Raw genomic sequence first — 18,364 nt, forward strand, 5'->3', positions numbered from 1 at the left:
GTGGCGGTCGCCCCCCGGGGCGACCGAGGATCGCAACGCCTCGTGGCAGGGACGACAGGGCGGGTCGTAGACCAGTGGCGGTCGCCCCCCGGGGCGACCGAGGATCGCAACTCCTCGGCGGCCGTCCGCTGGGCCTCCAGCTCGGCCTGTGGCGGTCGCCCCCCGGGGCGACCGAGGATCGCAACTGGAGAGGGGCCGGGGGAGGGGAGCGGCGGGCGCTCGGGGTGGCGGTCGCCCCCCGGGGCGACCGAGGATCGCAACTCATCGGCCCGCAGGCCAACATGGCCCAGGCGGACGGGTGGCGGTCGCCCCCCGGGGCGACCGAGGATCGCAACGCGCGAGAGGATGCCCGCATGCGTGACATGTTGACGGGTGGCGGTCGCCCCCCGGGGCGACCGAGGATCGCAACTCCTACGGCCGCCCCACTCTGTCTCATGCTGGAGGGTGGCGGTCGCCCCCCGGGGCGACCGAGGATCGCAACACCCTGGCCAACATGGTCAAGGGGGCCGATGGCAAGGTGGCGGTCGCCCCCGGGGCGACCGAGGATCGCAACATGACCTTCAGCACGTGCACCAGTTGGCGGGCGTGAGTGGCGGTCGTCCTCCGGGGCGACTGAGGATCGCAACGCAGTGAGCATGAGCCACGCAATCGCGCGGAGTATGGGTGGCGGTTGCCCTTCGGGGCGACTGAGGATCGCAACCTAAGAACACCCGGCGCGGCCGCGAATCGCGCGCCAAGTGGCGGTGGCCCTCCGGGGTGACCGAGGATCGCAACTACGGTATGGGCATGGGCGCGTCGCCCATGGTCACGTGGCGGTCGTCCTCCGGGGCGACCGAGATTCGCAACGCGGGTCACGATCTCCTCCGCCTGCAGGTGAGGCCGTTGCGGTCGCTCTCCGGGGTGACCGAGGATCGCAACGTGACAGCACCCATGGGAGACCGGCCCCAGGAAACCGGATGCGGTCGCCCTCCGGGGCGCCCGAGGATCGCAACGACCCGGGCCTGTCGGTCCTGAAGTTGGATGAGGGCGTGGCGGTTGCCCTTCGGGCCGACCGAGGATCGCAACAGGGTGTAGTCGGTGCCGTTGGTCGGCGACGTGAAGAGTTGCGGTGGCCCTCCGGGGCGCCCGAGGATCGCAACACCACGATGACGACGGCGGCGTCCGAGACCACCGGGTGGCGGTTGCCCTCAGGGGCGACCGAGGATCGCAACCCAGTTCCTCACTCCTCACGAAAGGAGAGAAGTGGCGGTCGCCCTCTGGGGCGATCGAGGATCGCAACGTCACGAAGTCCGCGTGGTACCAGTCGCCCCGACCGCATGGCGGTCGTCCTCCGGGGCGCCCGAGGATCGCAACACCGACTCGAAGAAGGGCGAATGGTGTGTGGTCAAGTGGCGGTTGCCCCTTGGGGCGACCGAGGATCGCAACTGTGTACCCGTGTGGCGCGGGCGCGTCCACCGCGCAGTGGCGGTCGTCCTCCGGGGCGACCAAGGATCGCAACCACTGCCACGGGTCCGCGTCCGGGGACAGCGGCGAAGTGGCGGTCGTCCTCCGGCGACCGAGGATCGCAACTCCATCCCGGACAGGGACGCAGCCACCGGGAGTATGGTGGCGGTCGCCCTCCGGGGCAACCGAGGATCGCAACGCTCGCACCTCCTGGGCTGTCATCTCCGTCGAGCAGAGTGGCGGTCGCCCTGCGGGGCGACCGAGGGATCGCAACGCCGTCGCGGACACCGCGGCCAGGGCCCAGGCGGTGGCGGCGGTCGCCCTTCGGGGGACCGAGGATCGCAACGTCTACGTCGGCTGGCCGACGTACCAAGGTGGCGATCGCTTCTCGGCGCTACCGAAGAACGCAACGCGTATGAGGATGGCGGCTGCGCCGACCTGTCCGCCGTGGCCGTTGCTCTCTGAAATGACCGAGGATCGCAACTGGCCCTCACCGAACAACAAGGGCATGATCTGCGCAGTGGCGGTCGCTCTCCGGGGTGACCGAGGATCGCAACTGGATGACCGACCAGGACCCGTTCGCCGAGCACCGGCGTGGCGGTCGCCCCCCGGGGCGACCGAGGCTCGCAACGTGGTCTACGTCCACGAGGACGAGCGGACTTGGGGAGTGGCGGTCGCTCTCCGGGGCGACCGAGGCTCGCACCTGCGTCACAGACCCCACAAACCAGGAGCACCCCGTGGTGGCGGTCGCCCCCTGGGCGGCCGAGGATCGCAACCAGGACTACCGCGACCGCGACGCCGAGGCTCGCCGGGTGGCGGTCGCCCCCCCCGGGGCGTACGAGGATCGCAACTGCTCCCTCGTCATGCCGCATCCCCGTCCTTGTGTCGTGGCGGTCGTCCCCGGGGCGACTGAGGATCGCAACAAGTCACCTCGGATCGCGATGTGTTGGTGTGTGCCCGTGGCGGTCGCCCCTCGGGGCGGCCGAGGATCGCAGGACCCCGTAGGGTGGCGGTCACCCCCGGGCGATCGAGGATCGCAACGTCACCTGGGCGGGCGGGGCCGAGGTCAGCCTGGCGCGTGGCAGTCGCCCCCCGGGCGATCTAGGATCGCAATACCGTGCTCCAGCCCCGGCACAGCGCGACCCTGGAGGGTGGCGGTCGCCCTCCGGGGCGACCGAGGATCGCAACGACCCCGAGCACCGCAGCGGCTCCCTGGCCGAGGTGGTGGCCGGCGCCCCGGAGGGTGATCGAGGATCGCAACGTGTCGGTCACCGCGGTCACCGGTCCCGGCGGAACGGTGGCGGTCGCCCCCAGGGGCGATCGAGGATCGCAGCTCGTCAGGGACGTAGCGGCGCAGCTGCTCCCACGAGGTGGCGGTCGTCCTCTGGGGCGACCGAGGATCGCAACGTCTCCGCGCAGCGATCCGCGGATGGAGTCCAGCGTGTGGCGGTCGTCCTCCGGGACGACCGAGGATCGCAGCCCGGGGCACGATCTCCTTCGCCTGCAGGTGAGGCCGCGGCTGTCGCTCTCCGGGGCGATCGAAGATCGCAGCGTCTACGTCGGTACGCTGGGCCGGCCTCGTACCCGCAGTGGCGGTCGCCCTCCGGGGCGTCCGAGGATCGCAACACGACTCTGAAGCCGGGGCTTCCGTCGGCCATCTCGAGTGGCGGTTGTCCTCCGGGGCGTCCGAGGATCGCAACACCTTCGCGCCCACGCATCATCTTTGGCTCTTGGGAAAGTGGCGGTCGTCTTCCGGGGCGACTGAGGATCGCAACAAGTACGGCGAGCATCCCCTCACCGGGGAAGTGCTCGTGGCGGTCACCCCCCGGGGCGATCGAGGATCGCAACGACTCCGAACAGGGCAACAACGGCAAGGGCACGCTGGTGGCAGTTGCTCTCTGGGGCGACCGAGGATCGCAACGGGACGTACGCGCACAGCAAGTTGCCCGACGAGATCATGGCGGTCTTCTCCTGGGGTGACCGAGGATCGCAACTTCCCGAACAAGATGGTGCTGGCCGAGGGCTCCCCGCGTGGCGGTCGCTCTCAGGGGTGACCGAGGATCGCATCGCATCGGCGGTGGTGATCGACGTGCGCTGCGGTACGGTGGCGGTCGCCCTCCGGGGCGACCAAGGATCGCAACTGCTACGACCCGTGGACCTGGTACGACGCGGGCCTGGTGGCGGTCGCCCCCCGGGGCGGCCGAGGATCGCAACCCCTTCGTTCGGGTCGAAGGTGCTGGTCGGCACGAGTGGCGGTCGCTCTCCGGGGTGACCAAGGATCGCAACGGCCTGGGCTACGTCGCGGCACCGGGCGGGCGGCGCAGGGTGGTGGTCGCCCTTCGGGGCGGCCGAGGATCGCAACGCCTATTCCCGGATCGACGCCGACCGGCGCACCCCTGTGGCGGTCGGTTTCCGGGGCGACCGAGGATCGCAACCTTCTGGTGGGAGGGTCGGCCGCGGCGAACTACTACAGTGGCGGTCGCCCTCTGGGGCGACTGAGGATCGCAACCATGGACGCCATGATGACGCCCGCGTTGTGATCACCGCGTGGCGGTCGCCCCCCGGGGCGGCCGAGGATCGCAACATGGCCGGGGCCGCGACGTCTGTCACGAGAGCCGCGTGGCGGTCGCCCCCGGGGCGACCGAGGATCGCAACTGGGAGTGCCAGAGCTGCGGCCTGGTGATGATGACGGTGGCGGTCTCCCCCCGGGGCGACCGAGGATCGGAACATCGTTCCCGGCAACATCGACGACCTCGATGTCGATGTGGCGGTCGCTCCTCGGGGTGACCGAGGATCGCAACACGGTCACCTTCCTGGCCACCGTCGACATTTTCGTCGTGGCGGTCGTCCCCCGAGGCGACCGAGGATCGCAACGTCATCAGCGAGGACATCAAGGCGACCACCACCCTGGTGGCGGACCGAGGATCGCAACAGGGCCGTTGCGGCGCTGCCCACGCGTAGTTGGACGGTGGCGGTCGCCCCGGGGCGACCGAGGATCGCAACCACCTCGACTCCGCCTGGCACCACGGCTGGGAGACGTGGCGGTCGTCTCCCGGGGCGACCGAGGGTCGCAACACTCCCGGCGAAGCCATCATGACCCAGGCCCGCTACGGTGGCGGTCGCCCCCCCCGGGCGACCGAGGATCGCAACAGCCGTACCGGCGGCACCAGCATCAACCTGCTGGATGTGGCGGTCGCCCCCTGGGGCGACTGAGGTTCGCAACTCGAAGATGCGGGCGCGCACGTGCGGTGCGGTCTCCAGTGGCGGTCGCCACCTGCAGCGGCCGAGGATTGTAACCCTGCGGTGTACACCCGGTGCGCCGGCATTCTGCCGGGTGGCGGTTTCCCCCTAGGGCGACCGAGGTTCGCAAGTGTGTGCCCTGTACTCCTCGGCGAGGAAGTCCGGTCTGGCGGTCGTCCTCCGTGCCGATCGAGGATGGCAACATGAAGGGACAGCTTGGCTTTTGGACTGCAACACTTCGCCGTGGCGGCCGCCCTCCGGGACGATCGAGGATCGCAACATCTGCGCGGCAGCCACCCGCATAAGCCGAACTGCCGGTGGCGGTCGCTCCCCGGGGCGACCGATGATCGCAACCAGTGCCTGCCGCCGAAGGAACATCATCAGCTACAGGGGTGGCGGTCGCCCCCCAGGGCGACCCGAGGATCGCAACGCCCGCGTCGGCGTTGGCTCCGGCCAGAAGGTCGAGGGTGGCGTGGCGGTCGCCCCTTGGGGCCACCGAGGATCGCAACAATGTAATGCAGGGCGTCGGCCAGACTTACGACACGTGGCGGTCGTTCCCTGGGGCGACCGAGGATTGCAACGAGTCCACCAACCTTCGACCGCTGATCGGTGGCGAAGGTGGCGGTCGTCCCCCGGGGCGACCGGGGATCGCAATATTGTGCCCTGTACGCCCGGGCGAGGAAGTCCGGTCTGGCGGTCGTCCTCCGTGCCGATCGAGGATGGCAACATGAAGGAATAGCTTGGCTTTTGGACTGCAACACTTTGCCGTGGCGGTCGCTCCCTGCGGCGACCGAGGATCGCAACCTCTCGGCCTTGACCGCGTCACGAAGCTGCATCGCGTGTGGCGGTCGCCCCCGGGGCGACTGAGGATCGCAACGCGGAAACCGAAGAGGCCGAGCCCGTGATGGAGGACGTGGCGGTCGCCCCCCGGGGCGACCGAGGATCGCAACGTGCAGTGTGACCTGGACATTGTCGGGTCGTCTTCGCCGTGGCGGTCGCCCCCGGGGCGACCGAGGATCGCAATGCCCAGGCCATGGGCTGGATCCCCGACCTCTACAACAGTGGCGGTCGCCCCTCGAGGCGACCGAGGATCGCAACCCGGCTGGCCAGCCGGGAAGAGGCCGCACTGCTCGACGTGGCGGTCGCCCCCCGGGACGACCGAGGATCGCAACAGGAACTGGTCGAGGCTGGCCTCGTCAAGCGCGGCGTGGCGGTCGCCCCCCGGGGCGACCGAGGTGAGGGATCGCGGCGGTCGCCCCCCGGGGTGACCGAGGATCGCAACCTTTGCCATTCCGTCACAACGGGTGCACTCGTGAGACGTGGCGGTCGTCCTCCCGGGGCGGCCGAGGATCGCGACCATGTGCACCGCGAGGTACTGGGTGGCCACCCAGCCCGGTGGCGGTCGCCCCCTGGGGCGACCGAGGATCGCAACAACAGGACCAACACCCTCCGCGCGACAAAGACGGGCGTGGCGGGCGCCCTCCGAGGCGACCGAGGATCGCAACACGTGCACCACGATCTTGTCGGCCAGGCCATGCGCGAGGTGGCGGTCGCCCTCTGGGGCGGCTGAGGATCGCAATGTTGTGCCTTGTACTTCCGGGCGAGGAAGTCCGGTCTGGCGGTTGTCTTCTGGGGCCGATCGATGATGGCAACATGAAGGTACAGCTTGGCTTTTGGACTGCAACACTTCGTCGTGGCGGTCGCTCTTGGGGGTGGCCGAGGATCGCAACATCTACTGCCCGTTCTCGATCTTTGGTGACGGACTGGTGGCGGTCGCCGCCGGGGGGGACCGAGGATCGGAACCTTGAGGAGTCGGGAATATGGAGTGCCGATGGCTCGGGTGGCGGTCGCCCCCTGGGCAACTGAGGATCGCAACAAGTCACCTCGGTCCGCGATGTGTTGGTATATGTCCGTGGCGGTCGCTTCCTGGGCGACCGAGGATCGCAACTTCAAACCCGGCCGTGGTGCCGAGGCGCTGTGCGAGGGTGGCGGTCGCCCTCCGGCGCGACCGAGGATCGCAACGCTGGCATCGCCCTCAAGACCGACGCCCCGGAAGCGTGGCGGTCGCCCCCCGGGGCGACCGAGGATTGCAACAGCCGCTCCTCGGGACCGCGCTGGTGCCACCGGGGCGTGGCGGTTGCCCCCCGGGGCGACCAAGGATCGCAACGTATCGGCTCGAAGCCGGCACGCGGCCTCGATGTCGGGTGGCGGTCGCCCTCTGGGGCGACCGAGGGTCGCAACAACGGAGTGGCTTGGGCCTACCAACAGCTCTTGATGTGGCGGTCGCCCTCTGGGGTGATTGAGGATCGCAACAACTACCCGCAGAAGGCGGGCGAGATGGTGGATACGGTGGCGGTCGTCCCCTGGGGCGACCGGGGATCGCAACAAGGGCTGCCTCAACGAGGGCGGAAACAAGTACCCGCGTGGCGGTCGCTCCCTGAGCAGCCGAGGATCGCGACCGCGGGGCTCGTACGAAGACGGTGCCCCGGCCCTCGAGTGGCGGACGCCTTCTGGGGCGACCGAGGATCGCACCCCCGACAGAGTCACGCACTGAGCACTCGTCACCGGGTGTGGCGGTCGCTCCCTGGGGCGGCCGAGGATCGCAACCGCAAGGCCGGCATGGACGTCAACGATCGTGCTGAGTGGGGGCGACCGAGGATTGCAACTTCTGTGCTGTCATGGAGCCCGGCCTGAGGGCGCCGGTGGCGGTCGCCCTGGGGCGACCGAGGATCGCAACTCCGTCCCGCGGCTGTACGCGGCGCTGCTGAACGCCTGTGGCGGTCGCCCCCCGGGGCGACCGAGGATCGCAACCTGGACAGTGGCTGTCACACTCTCAACCGCGAAGGCGTGGCGGTCGCCCCTTGGGGCGGCCGAGGATCGCAACGGCTACTGGCCCGAGCCGTGCCGCAACTGCGGCGAGGTGGCGGTCGCCCTCCGGGGCGACCGAGGATCGCAATACCGTGACCCGCCCCACGGGCGAGCCCACCGCCTAGTGGCGGTCGCCTCCCGGGGGCGACCGAGGATCGCAACGTCAGGTACGACGCGACGGTGATCGGGTCGACCAGCTGTGGCGGTCGCCCTCCGGGGCGACCGAGGCTCGCAACCCCCTCTCCACCTGGGAAAAGAGGCCCCCAGTCCCGTGGCGGTCGCCCCCGGAGCAACCGAGGATCGCAACGCGATGGCGATGATGTTCTCGCCATCCGCGAAGCGCGTGGCGGCCGCCCCCTGGGGCGACCGAGGATCGCAACAAGGAGCGGCGGGCCGCGGTGATCGCCAACGGCGGTTGCCCTCCAGGGCGACCGAGGATCGCAACTCAACTCGATCGGGATGACCGGTGCCGGCCTGGTCGTGGCGGTCGCCCTCCGGGGCGATCGAGGATCGCAACCGCACGGGCCCCCGCTTATCGATCACCAGCGCCCAGTGGCGGTGGCCCTCCGAGGCGACCGAGGATCGCAACGACATCTACGCCGTTGACCGGCTGCGCGAGGCAACGGTGGCGGCCGCCCCTCGGGGCGACCGAGGATCGCAACGACCCCGAGCACCGCACTGGCTCCCCGGCCGAGGATCGCAACGAGGTTAAGGACAGCCACAACAAGACGGTCGCGAATGGGTGGCGGTAGTCTCTGGGGCGACCAAGGATCGCAACAACAAGGCCGAACTCTCCGGGGCTACAGCGGTATCGGTGGCGGTCGCCTCCCGGGGCGACCGAGGATCGCAACCCGCATTCAGGAACCCAGTAGTGCGGGGGAGTTGGCGTGGCGGCCCCTGCTGGGGGGCGACCGAGGGTCGCAACGTCAAGAACGGCGACACCTGGACCATCGACAAGATCGTGGCGGTCGCCCCCCAGGGCGTCCGAGGATCACAACGTCGCGTGTGCGTGTGAAGTACCGGGACCTCGCCGGTGGCGGTCGCCCCCGGGGCGTCCGAGGATCGCAACACGAAGTGCGCCGGCTCCGGCAGACTCACCGTCAGCGTGGCGGTCGCCCTGCGGGGCGATCGAGGATCGCAACTGGTTAACGCACACGTACGTGCGGTGTCCGCCGGTGGTGGCGCTCGCCCCCGGGGGCGACCGAGGATCGCAACCATGGACGCCATGATGACGCCCGCGTTGTGATCACCGCGTGGCGGTCGCCCCCCCGGGGCGACCGAGGATCGCAACAGCAGGGCTTCGCTCAGGTCCGGCCGGAACGTCTCGTGGCGGTCGTCCCCTGGGGCGACCGAGGATCGCAACGACATCACCGGTCAGGGCCCCAGCCACATGCCCACCGTGGCGGTCGCCTTCCGAGGCGACCGAGGATCGCAACGATGGACGAGGACCTTTACATAGCGGAGCGGGTCGTGGTGGCGGTCTCCCCCCCGGGGCGACCGAGGATCGCAACAGCCGTACCGGCGGCACCAGCATCAACCTGCTGGATGTGGCGGTCGCCCCCTGGGGCGACTGAGGTTCGCAACTCGAAGATGCGGGCGCGCACGTGCGGTGCGGTCTCCAGTGGCGGTCGCCACCTGCAGCGGCCGAGGATTGTAACCCTGCGGTGTACACCCGGTGCGCCGGCATTCTGCCGGGTGGCGGGTTCCCCCTAGGGCGACCGAGGTTCGCAAGTGTGTGCCCTGTACTCCTCGGCGAGGAAGTCCGGTCTGGCGGTCGTCCTCCGTGCCGATCGAGGATGGCAACATGAAGGGACAGCTTGGCTTTTGGACTGCAACACTTCGCCGTGGCGGCCGCCCTCCGGGACGATCGAGGATCGCAACATCTGCGCGGCAGCCACCCGCATAAGCCGAACTGCCGGTGGCGGTCGCTCCCCGGGGCGACCGAGGATCGCAACTCCGAGCGGCGCCGGTTTCGGCGTAGCCATGGGGGTGGCGGTCGCCCCCGGGGCGACCGATGATCGCAACTCTCCGCTCATCGGGGAACTGCTCGCCCTGCACAGGTGGCGGTCGCCCCCCAGGGCGACCGAGGATCGCAACGGCACGAGGGAGGCCGGCTACGGCCACCGGGCCCGGCGTGGCGGTCGTTTCCCGGGGCGACCGAGGATCGCAACATCGAGGAGCACGGCGACAAGCTCCGGTTCGTCCACGTGGCGGTCGTCTCCCGGGGCGACCGAGGATCGCAACCAGTGCCTGCCGCCGAAGGAACATCATCAGCTACAGGGGTGGCGGTCGCCGCCCCAGGGCGACCCGAGGATCGCAACGCCCGCGTCGGCGTTGGCTCCGGCCAGAAGGTCGAGGGTGGCGTGGCGGTCGCCCCTTGGGGCCACCGAGGATCGCAACAATGTAATGCAGGGCGTCGGCCAGACTTACGACACGTGGCGGTCGTTCCCTGGGGCGACCGAGGATTGCAACTCCGTCAGCGTCACCCCATGGACGATGCGGTGGACCGAGGGTCGCAACGGCTTCGTCTCCAGCCGCAACCACTCCTCGTCCAGGTGGCGGTTGCCTCTTGGGGCGACTGGGGTGCTGTTCGGCGTCGAGGAACTACCCCGCACCCGCGGCGGTAGTTCCCGTGCTCGGCACCATGCGGGACGGCACAGCCAGTCGTCCCCGCACCTGCAGGGGAGTTTCCGCGTACTGGACTAAACGCTCGGTCGCAGGCGGACCTGGGCCAGTCATTCCGCGATCGGTCAAGTATTCGAAATGATGAGTGAATCACCTTGGGTGTTTCGCATGCACCTAAAGGGAAGGCTCGGCTCCGCTTTGCAGGCAAATAGGTCGGCGAGCGGAGTTGCCTGGTCGGCGACACCTCCGCTGGTGCATGGCCTGGTGTTCTCGTGGGCGCCGAGGAGGGTCCGGCGCTCGTGTGGCCCATGTTTCGCTTTCGCGATTTGCTGTAATTCCCATATGCACGGGCCTTCGGCACGGACGCCATGCTTCCGCTTGGGGAGCTTAGTTGAGCGAGGTTCGCATAATCGTTGACCTGCAGTCTTATCAAGGTCGGTCATGTAGTGAGCTTTTCATGGAAGCGGATGCGCGAATTGGTTCCCCGCCCCTGTGCTGGATGGGTCACGGGATGACATGTGGCGCATCACATCGACGATTGTGCGTCGCGTTGCATGCGAGAGGGATTCCCGTGGCGGGATGGTCGATGGAGGCGAAAGGAAAGGATTGTGAAGGGCGGTTCGTTGTGACGATATGGTTCAGTCACTGCGCGCAGTCGAGTGATGGCCGGCTGTGTGTGGTGGCCTCGGGGGGCATCCCGAGGCCACCTGACAGGCCGTCAATAACCGTGAAAGGTCCTTGTTTATGCCCATCAACAAGAGCCGGGGATCGTCAATGGAGCCCCCGGCTTCTCGTAAGGGGATTATCCCTTCTCCGGAAGGCGACGAAACCCGTTCCGTTGATCGGTGGGAGGTGCACCTCTGTTCCAGCCTTCTGGTGGTGGTGTTCGTCCTCGTGGTGATCGTCGTGGCTCTTCCCGACCTCTGGCCCGCCATCGTGGGGGTGCCGGTCGTGTGGCCGCTTGGTGCGCGTGTGATCGCGCTGCTGCTGGCCGCGTCTCGCCGTAGCAGCGTGCGATTCGTGCGCGTGCGGCCGACCTGATCGGCCGGAGGGCGGGCACTGCCTCGCGGTAGTGCCCGGGTGGAGCCACTGCCATAGGCCCCGTGCGGTGACCTCACTGCACGGGGCCGGCGAAGGGATTTTTGATGTTCGAGCCGCCGCATCCGATGGGCTGCGCGTATTGTGGAAAACCGATCACGCAGAACAGCTCTCGTGGGCGCCGACGAGACTACTGTGATCCGACATGTCGGCGCCGGGCACAGCGGAAGCGGGACCGTGAACGCCGGGCAGCCGGGGTTAACCGCACGCTTCGCCGGTCGGTTGCTGTCGACCTTGCCGCACGGGCCCAAGAGGTGCTGGCGTGTGAAGGCACCTCCGTTCCGCTCGGTGCGCTATTGAAGCTGGCCGTGCAAGTGCGGGAGGACGCCTCGTGCCTTGCGGCCGCTGCCGTCGACGAGGCCCGTGCCGAAGGCGCCAGCTGGTCGGAGGTCGCCGCGGCGGCAACGATGAGCGAGGCGGCGGCACGGGCACGATGGGGCGGAGCTAAAGCCGCCGCGCTCCGTGCCTCGCGCAGTGCCCACATACGGTCACGGGCTCGGCATGGCTGGACAGGGGAGGCCGTCGCCCCGTTCTTCGACGTGGCGCTCCTGCCGGCCGTCGCGAGGAACTGCCATGCTGCCGAGGCGCTTGCGAAAGCACTGAGGACGCTGCAGGTGCGCTTCGGCGGTAGTGAAGAACGCGTCGCTGAGCAGGCTGGTCTACCGCCGGCGGTCGTGAACCTCATGCTGCAAGGGACGCACGTGGCGCCATGGCCGGTGACCTATATGTTGACCGACCTGCTGAAAGGCGACCCCGCCGACCTGCGGCTGCTGTGGGAGCGCGCCTGGGGGCAGCCTGCGTCAACGGCTGCCTCGCAGAGCCCCAGTGCACTCGCGGCTGCTCTGCGAGGGGCTCATCTGGCCGCCGGCGGACCGGAGATCTCGACGCTGAGTGCGCACGTCGATGCCGGACGGGAGGAGCTTGCGCTCGTCTTCGCCGGACGACTGGTTCCCCCCTGGGCGCTGCTCGTCAGGATTCTGGACCAGTTGGGGGCAGGCCACGACGACTTCCGCGGACTGTGGGCAGCGTGCCACGACTCCAGCGACTCGGGACACGAAGGGGTCGGGGCCTCATGACCACGTCTCGTCATCGATCTCAGCTTGCTGCACCGACAGCGCGCCGCCGGCCGCCGGATTTCCGACTCGCGTACACGGCATTCCGCCAACTTCACCACGACGTCTACCTGCGCTACGCCTCCGTGAGGACCGAGGACTGGAATCGGGCCAACCAGTGCGTGGATGCCGTCTTCGAAGCACTGTCCACTGGCTGGCCAGCAGCCCTACGCAGCCACTGCCCTGCGGCGCGAGCTTGGTGCCTGTTGCGTCATGAGGCCGCCGTCCGCGCCCACTGCCGACCGGGCCAGACCTGGCGCATGCACTGTCTCCTGGAGGATTCGCAGGCGGATGTGGTCCTCCTGCGCGACAGGTTGGGCCTGCCCGTGGCGCAGGTGGCGGCCCTCATGGGCGTGGACGACCACACCGTGCGGGCGCTGCTGAGGGCAGCCGAACGGAGCCTACGCGCCATCCCTCCGTGCACCTCCCCTTGGACATGCACGCCGCCCGGGCGAGCAACCGCGGCGCGGCACACGCCTGCGTATTCTTCACCATGCATCAGCAGCAACTCCAGTTACCTGCCGCTCGATTGAGCGATTGGCGTGTGTGCCACAGCCCCCTACGATGAGCCCTTCCGCAGGGACATCTGGCCTTCTTCAAGGCCCAAGGAGCGCGCATGGCCCACGGGGAGAAATCCCAATCTCGCCCTATCGACATGAACACCCCCAGTGCCGCCCGCATGTACGACTGGCTGTTAGGGGGGTCCGAGAATTTTCAGCCGGACCGCGACGCATGCGTCAAACTGCTTGGGATCACCCCTACCATCCAGCAGCTGGCCCGCACGAGCCGGGCTTTTCTCCGGCGCGCAGTACGGATCCTCGTCAAGGAATTCGAGGTAACCCAGTTCCTCGAGCACGGCTCGGGCTTGCCCACTCGGGACAACGTCCACGAGGTCGCACAGCGAGCGAACCCGAACGCGAAGGTCGCCTACGTCGACAACGATCCCATGGTCCTCGCCCACGCTCGGACGACCCTGCATGAGAACAGCAATGTCATGGTCATCGATCGGGACGTGCGTGATACGGCGGAGATCCTGGAGGCCACAGCTGACTTCTTCGACTGGACGCAGCCGATAGCAGCCCTCTTCGTCTCTGTCCTGGACTGCCTCCGGGACACAGGCGACGACCGCGACCCGGCCGCGCTGGTCAAGCGGGTCGCCGCCAGCCTCCCGGCCGGCAGCTACGTGGTCGCCTGCCAACTCGTCAGCGACAACCCTGTCGTACGAGAGAAGGTGACGACGCTGATGGCCGAGGCCACCAACAACAGCTGGGGAAGGGTCCGCCAGAGCCACGAAGTACGCCGTTACTTCGAGGGCATGGAGATCGAGCCCCCGGGCCTGGTGGACATCGCCGACTGGCGACCGGACACCCCGCCACCGCCGTTGAGTCTTCGACCCAAGGACTGCAGGGAATGGGGGGGCGTAGCCCGCGTTTAGGTGGGTACGCCGTAGAGCGGTGCATGCGAGGCTCGGCCGTCAAGCGCGGGCTTGCTGCGCGTACCGCTCCACGGCTGCCTGCAACTTCGTCAGGCTGGCCTTCATGCTGTCTGCCGCGTCGTGCATCAGGGTCAGCCACTTGTGATATCCGTCAAGTGCCTTCCTCTGCGTTGCGTATGTTGCGCTGTTCACGTGCTCCACATATGCCAGCTCGGACGGTCCACCAGCAGGGAAGTTCAGCAGCGTGAAGGGGTAGGGAGGCAGTACGCAGTCTTTGTTCAAGAGGCGGATGTTGACCTTGTCGGACTTGGCCGCCGTGACCAGGTGCTCCATCTGCTCATACATGACCTGAGCGTTGCCGCGACACCGATCGAGTACGGTCTCGTCCAGCAGAAGCGTAAGCCGCCGCCCCTGTCCCAGGATGAACTGTCTGCGCAGGCGCAGCATGACAATGCGCATGACGACGTCTTCGGGATCGTCAGGCCGCACCAGCCGCACCATCGCTTCAGCGTATGCGCGCGTCTGCAGCAGCCCCGGGACCACCTGGTTCTCGAAGATCGTGATCCAGTCGGCTCGCCCCTCCAGCCGAATCAAGCGACGGAGGTAGTCGGGCGTCACATCCGCGAACTGCTCATACCACTCCTGGTTGTTCGTCTGCGCGAGGAGCTGCTCCACCACCCGCATCTGTGCATCGGACAGTCCGTAGTATCGGGCGAGATCGTAGACATCGCGGGCCTTGGGCGGGCTTTCGCCGCGCTCCAGGCGACTCACCTTCGACGTCGAACCTCGGATGACAGGCGCAACATCCTTCAAGGTCAGACCCCGCAGCTCCCGATAGCGGCGGAGCTCTTCGCCCAGCATTTCGCCCGCAGCCGCGTTGCTGTCCGGCGACGCCATGCGAACGACGGACGGGTCGCCTTCCGGCTCGGGTTGGGCGACGGACATACGAACTCCGGTACAGCAAGGGGCAGGTGGACGCCCTCAGCATGTCTGGCATATGCCCGTCACCACAAGCTATGGCCTGAACATCAGCGCTCGGTCACGATTGCTCGTCCGTCAGGTGGTCGAATTCCGAACTCTTGGCCCCCTCGATGAAGGCGGCCAACTCCGCCGAAGTGAAAACGAGCGCCGGTCCGCCTGGGAATCGAGAGTTGCGGATCGCGACCTCCCCGTTGGGCAGCCCGGCGACTTCGACGCAGTTACCGTTTCCGATGCTCGCGCTGGCCTTCTGCCACGTCACACCAGAGATCTCGCGAGCAGCAACACCGTTCCTGAATGGCATCAGTGCATTCTCCTTTCCTGGGCCTGTCGCCACTTCTGCCCTTCGCAGACTGACACAATTCCCATATGGGATTGCACGGCGACCGTTATGCAAACGCTATCGAAGGTCAGTTCCGGGTTGCAGGTCCCCGAAAGAGTGCAGTTCACGCCCGACTGTCATATTTAATGAATGGACGTCGGAACGGCGGCTGGTCCGTGGAGTATCGAGCGGTTCTCGACCCCGATCGCGTCGCTGCCGCGGGCCGGCGCAGAACGTCGGCCAGCTTGATCACGTTTGGCTGGAGCCTTTGGTGGCCAGATCAACGGGGGATGTGACGGCGCTGCGCGGCCTGGGCCGCCTACCCAGGAACCCAGGTGTGGATCTGGCGAGGTGGACTAGAGCACATGGTCGATGCGGTTGTGCAGTCCGTATCCGCTTCCTGGGCACTCCGTGGTGGCGATCGAGGCCCGTTTCGCGCCAGCTGTCACAGGTTGCGTCTGCTTGTGCGCCCAACGGTTGTCGCTGGGGCTGCTGGCGGGAGAGTGCTGAGTCGGCGATTGCGCACGGCGGGGGCGGCTGTCACATGGCGGGTGCCGGTTCCGTGGGCGAGGGTTTCGGCGAGATTGGCAAGCAGGTTGCTGGGGGCGCGCGTTGAGGCTGAGATGTCCCATGTGGGGTTGTCGATGTCGGGGCCGGCTCATAAGAGCCAGGTAGGCGAAACCGTCTTCTGACGTCTACGTGGTCCAGGACGGTGCCGTTTGCGCAGGTGGGGCCTTGTGTCTCAGTGCATCGACGGTGTTCGTGACACGCGCGTGACAGGACAGGCGATGGGCCCTGTCAGTTTGCTCCGGCGTGCCATTGGATGATGCGTCAGGCGTGGGTATTGCTGTACTCCGGCTCGCCGCTGTCGAGGACGCGGAGCAGGGACGCGGTGACGACGCGTGTGCTGCGGCCGATGCGGAGCACGCGGCAGGGGAATTCCCCGCGGCGGACTAGGTCGTAGCCCTTCGCCCTTGAGAACCCGAAGGCCCGGGAAGCGTCCTCGACGCTGCCAGTTCCGGCCCAGGTGGCGCGGATGCGCGAGGGGCTGTACTGGGCGTCCATGTCCGGTATCACGTTGTTCTGGCTGTGCATGTCTGACTCTTCGGATCCTTTCAATACGGCTTCGGCTGCGGAAATATCCCCGGACTCTGTGACGTTCCCGTGTGGCACCGTGATTACGGAGGGGGAGTGGTGGGTCTGAAGCTGTTCAACACGGCGGGCGGCGTGAGCGAGGTCATGCCGCGTCTTGCTGAGGTCGAGGCGGATGTACAGGACCTCATCGAGGCGCACATGGAGACGATGCTGGGCGTCCGGTTCCTGGCGAGCGAGTACGTCATCGACTGCGTCGACGGCGGACGGATCGACTCGCTCGGGATCGATGAGAATTTCGCACCCGTGATCGTCGAATATAAGCGCGGCACCGACGCGGGGGTGATCAATCAGGGCCTCTACTACATGGCGTGGCTCGTGGCCCACAAGGATGCCTTCCGGAGCCTGGTCCGCGACCGGCTCGGGGCCCCGGCCGCGTCCCAGATCCTGTGGAGCGCACCCCGGCTGATCTGCGTCGCCGGCGACTTCACCCGCTACGACGCGCACGCCGTGCGCGAGCACCGGCGCAGTATCGACCTGGTCCGCTACCGGTACTTCGGCAAGGACCACGTCGGCCTTGAGACCGTGGCCTCGGTCACTGGGCAGTCGGCCGCCGCCAGGCGAGGCCGTCGGCACGCGGCCGGGCTGCCGACTGGCCGAAGGCAGGACGGCGCGATGGTGGAGCTGGCCGCGGCCGTTGACGAGGCTCTGCTTGGTGTCGGGGACGGCATCACCCGGGTCCAGCGCAAGCAGTACCGCGCCTACCAGCGGCTGCGGAACTTTGCCTGTGTCTGCCTGCCGCAGCAGACCAAGCTCCTCGTCTACCTCAAGGCGGACCCGCAGGGGGTCGACCTCGTTCCCGGCTTTACCCGGGATGTGACGGGGCTCGGCCACCACGGCACGGGCGACCTGGAGGTGCAGCTTCGTACGGAGCGGGACCTGGAGCGCGCCCAGGACCTGTTCCGCCTCAGCTACGCCGCGGCGTAGCGGACTCTCGCCCGGGGCACTGGCCGGGCGGGAGTGTGGAGTTGTGGGTGGTCGTCGTGCTGCTGCCTCTCGACGGGACGGTCAGGGGTGGCGGTGGACTACCAATGGTGCGGAGGATCCCCGGTTTCGCTAACCGGGGATCCCGTGCTATGTATCGCCCTGCCTGTGGTGCCGTTGTGTGTGCCGCTGGGGCCTATGGGGTGCCGTTCCACAGCATGGCCACTTCCTCCGCGCTCGGTTCGTACCCTTCGGGGTACGCGGCTGCCGCCCGCTGCTCAGCGGCCTGGGTGGTGTCCCGGAGGGCGATGTTCAGGCGGGTCAGCAGTGCGAGTACCGGCTCGTGCGTGATCGGGTCGAGGATGTCTTGGGTGCGAGCCGAGTCCCAGTCCGCAACGACGAACGCGGTGGAGATCAGCAGCTTGGCGTGGGTTGCGGGGATGTCCACGATCTCGTCGGCGTTGACGGCCATACGGACAAGGCGGTCGCGAAGGGCACGGGCGTTCTCCCAGCCGCGCCAGATCCCCGTCTGCTGGTCCGCACTGCTGCCCCGCGCGACTCGCGGGGACAGCGGAGGGTAGGCCAGCACCAGTGTGGTTGCCGCCTGCCAGTCGCGGGCCGACGCCGGCACAGTTGCCTCGGCGACTATCCGCGCCCGCAACTGCTGCAGGTTCCACCGCCGCGACGTGTCCTGCTGTGCCTGTGCAGCGCACTGCGGGCAGAGCGGCGGACCGAATCGCCCGGGTGGGCTCCAGGAGCGGCTTGTGCGCAGCAGCTCCGTCCCACAGGCCGCGCAGAAGATGCCCGACGGACAGGGGCCGATCGCGGTGAGCATGTCGTTGAGAGTGAGACCAGCGGCCTCGGCCAGCGCCCTGGAGTGAATGCCGGGCTGCTGCCAGTACAAGTGCCTCAGCAAGCCGATCAGGGGCGGGGCGTGGACGGCTTCCATCTCTTCACGGAGTTGTCTGACCTGTTCCAGCACGTCCTGCTGCGCGAGGTCGAGCCGTTGCTCGGCTTCCGCGAGTGCACCTTCTGCGTCGGTGAACTCGCGGACCGAATGCTCCACCTGGGCCAGGATTTCGTGCGGGATATCCGTACTCATGCCGGTGATTATGCAGCGGGCGTCGGACACGTCACGTGTGCACGGGCGCAGCGCAGGTTAGGGGG

The 18,364-nt window shown here is 68.0% G+C and carries 9 protein-coding genes and 1 CRISPR repeat array; of the genes, 5 read left to right on the plus strand and 4 right to left on the minus strand.

Annotated features, from left to right (window positions below; genetic code table 11):
• A CRISPR array of direct repeats spans positions 1 to 1,854; the repeat unit is 37 nt; unit sequence GTGGCGGTCGCCCCCCGGGGCGACCGAGGATCGCAAC.
• A gap of 2,550 nt (positions 1,855 to 4,404) precedes the next feature.
• From RZ84_RS39235 to RZ84_RS28680, 4 genes are all read left to right on the plus strand, one after another.
• Positions 4,405 to 4,656 carry a hypothetical protein gene (locus tag RZ84_RS39235; RefSeq protein ID WP_157878921.1) on the plus strand — a complete coding sequence of 84 codons (252 nt, stop codon included), beginning with the start codon at positions 4,405 to 4,407 and terminating at the stop codon, positions 4,654 to 4,656.
• 6,264 nt (positions 4,657 to 10,920) lie between these two features.
• Entirely contained in the window at positions 10,921 to 11,217 is a 297-nt protein-coding gene (locus RZ84_RS39240; protein ID WP_157878922.1) for a hypothetical protein, read from the plus strand.
• Between the two features lie 104 nt (positions 11,218 to 11,321).
• The gene (locus RZ84_RS39245) at positions 11,322 to 12,350 is read left to right on the plus strand and encodes a hypothetical protein (RefSeq protein WP_157878923.1); all 1,029 of its coding nucleotides are present in this window, start codon (positions 11,322 to 11,324) and stop codon (positions 12,348 to 12,350) included.
• Between the two features lie 652 nt (positions 12,351 to 13,002).
• Positions 13,003 to 13,821: an SAM-dependent methyltransferase gene (locus RZ84_RS28680; protein WP_043267041.1), complete on the plus strand. Its 819-nt coding sequence runs from the start codon at positions 13,003 to 13,005 to the stop codon at positions 13,819 to 13,821.
• A gap of 39 nt (positions 13,822 to 13,860) precedes the next feature.
• Here RZ84_RS28680 and RZ84_RS28685 read toward each other — a convergent pair whose 3' ends face one another.
• The 3 genes from RZ84_RS28685 to RZ84_RS28695 all read right to left on the minus strand — a co-directional run bounded on the left by RZ84_RS28685 (position 13,861) and on the right by RZ84_RS28695 (position 16,216).
• Positions 13,861 to 14,766 carry a helix-turn-helix domain-containing protein gene (locus RZ84_RS28685; RefSeq protein ID WP_052230203.1) on the minus strand — a complete coding sequence of 302 codons (906 nt, stop codon included), beginning with the start codon at positions 14,764 to 14,766 and terminating at the stop codon, positions 13,861 to 13,863.
• A 94-nt stretch (positions 14,767 to 14,860) separates the two neighbouring features.
• On the minus strand, positions 14,861 to 15,103 hold the full coding sequence (locus RZ84_RS28690; protein WP_043267043.1) for a DUF397 domain-containing protein: 243 nt from the start codon (positions 15,101 to 15,103) through the stop codon (positions 14,861 to 14,863).
• An 849-nt stretch (positions 15,104 to 15,952) separates the two neighbouring features.
• Positions 15,953 to 16,216 carry a helix-turn-helix transcriptional regulator gene (locus RZ84_RS28695; protein ID WP_043267044.1) on the minus strand — a complete coding sequence of 88 codons (264 nt, stop codon included), beginning with the start codon at positions 16,214 to 16,216 and terminating at the stop codon, positions 15,953 to 15,955.
• A 96-nt stretch (positions 16,217 to 16,312) separates the two neighbouring features.
• Here RZ84_RS28695 and RZ84_RS28700 point away from each other — a divergent pair, with 96 nt between their 5' ends.
• Entirely contained in the window at positions 16,313 to 17,200 is an 888-nt protein-coding gene (locus tag RZ84_RS28700; RefSeq protein WP_043267046.1) for a DUF5655 domain-containing protein, read from the plus strand.
• Positions 17,201 to 17,393: 193 nt separating this feature from the next.
• On the opposite strand, the gene RZ84_RS28705 is transcribed toward RZ84_RS28700, so the two are convergent.
• Positions 17,394 to 18,329: a hypothetical protein gene (locus tag RZ84_RS28705; RefSeq protein WP_241777897.1), complete on the minus strand. Its 936-nt coding sequence runs from the start codon at positions 18,327 to 18,329 to the stop codon at positions 17,394 to 17,396.
• Positions 18,330 to 18,364 lie beyond the last annotated feature (35 nt).

The organism is Streptomyces sp. CT34, from assembly GCF_000805335.1.
Lineage (GTDB): Bacteria > Actinomycetota > Actinomycetes > Streptomycetales > Streptomycetaceae > Streptomyces.

Bases quoted from the DNA above. Each gene is read 5' to 3' on its own strand.
- RZ84_RS28685 (WP_052230203.1), bottom strand. From the start codon at position 14,766: ATGTCCGTCGCCCAACCCGAGCCGGAAGGCGACCCGTCCGTCGTTCGC.
- RZ84_RS28690 (WP_043267043.1), bottom strand. From the start codon at position 15,103: ATGCCATTCAGGAACGGTGTTGCTGCTCGCGAGATCTCTGGTGTGACG.
- RZ84_RS28695 (WP_043267044.1), bottom strand. From the start codon at position 16,216: ATGCACAGCCAGAACAACGTGATACCGGACATGGACGCCCAGTACAGC.
- RZ84_RS39245 (WP_157878923.1), top strand. From the start codon at position 11,322: ATGTTCGAGCCGCCGCATCCGATGGGCTGCGCGTATTGTGGAAAACCG.
- RZ84_RS28680 (WP_043267041.1), top strand. From the start codon at position 13,003: ATGGCCCACGGGGAGAAATCCCAATCTCGCCCTATCGACATGAACACC.
- RZ84_RS39240 (WP_157878922.1), top strand. From the start codon at position 10,921: ATGCCCATCAACAAGAGCCGGGGATCGTCAATGGAGCCCCCGGCTTCT.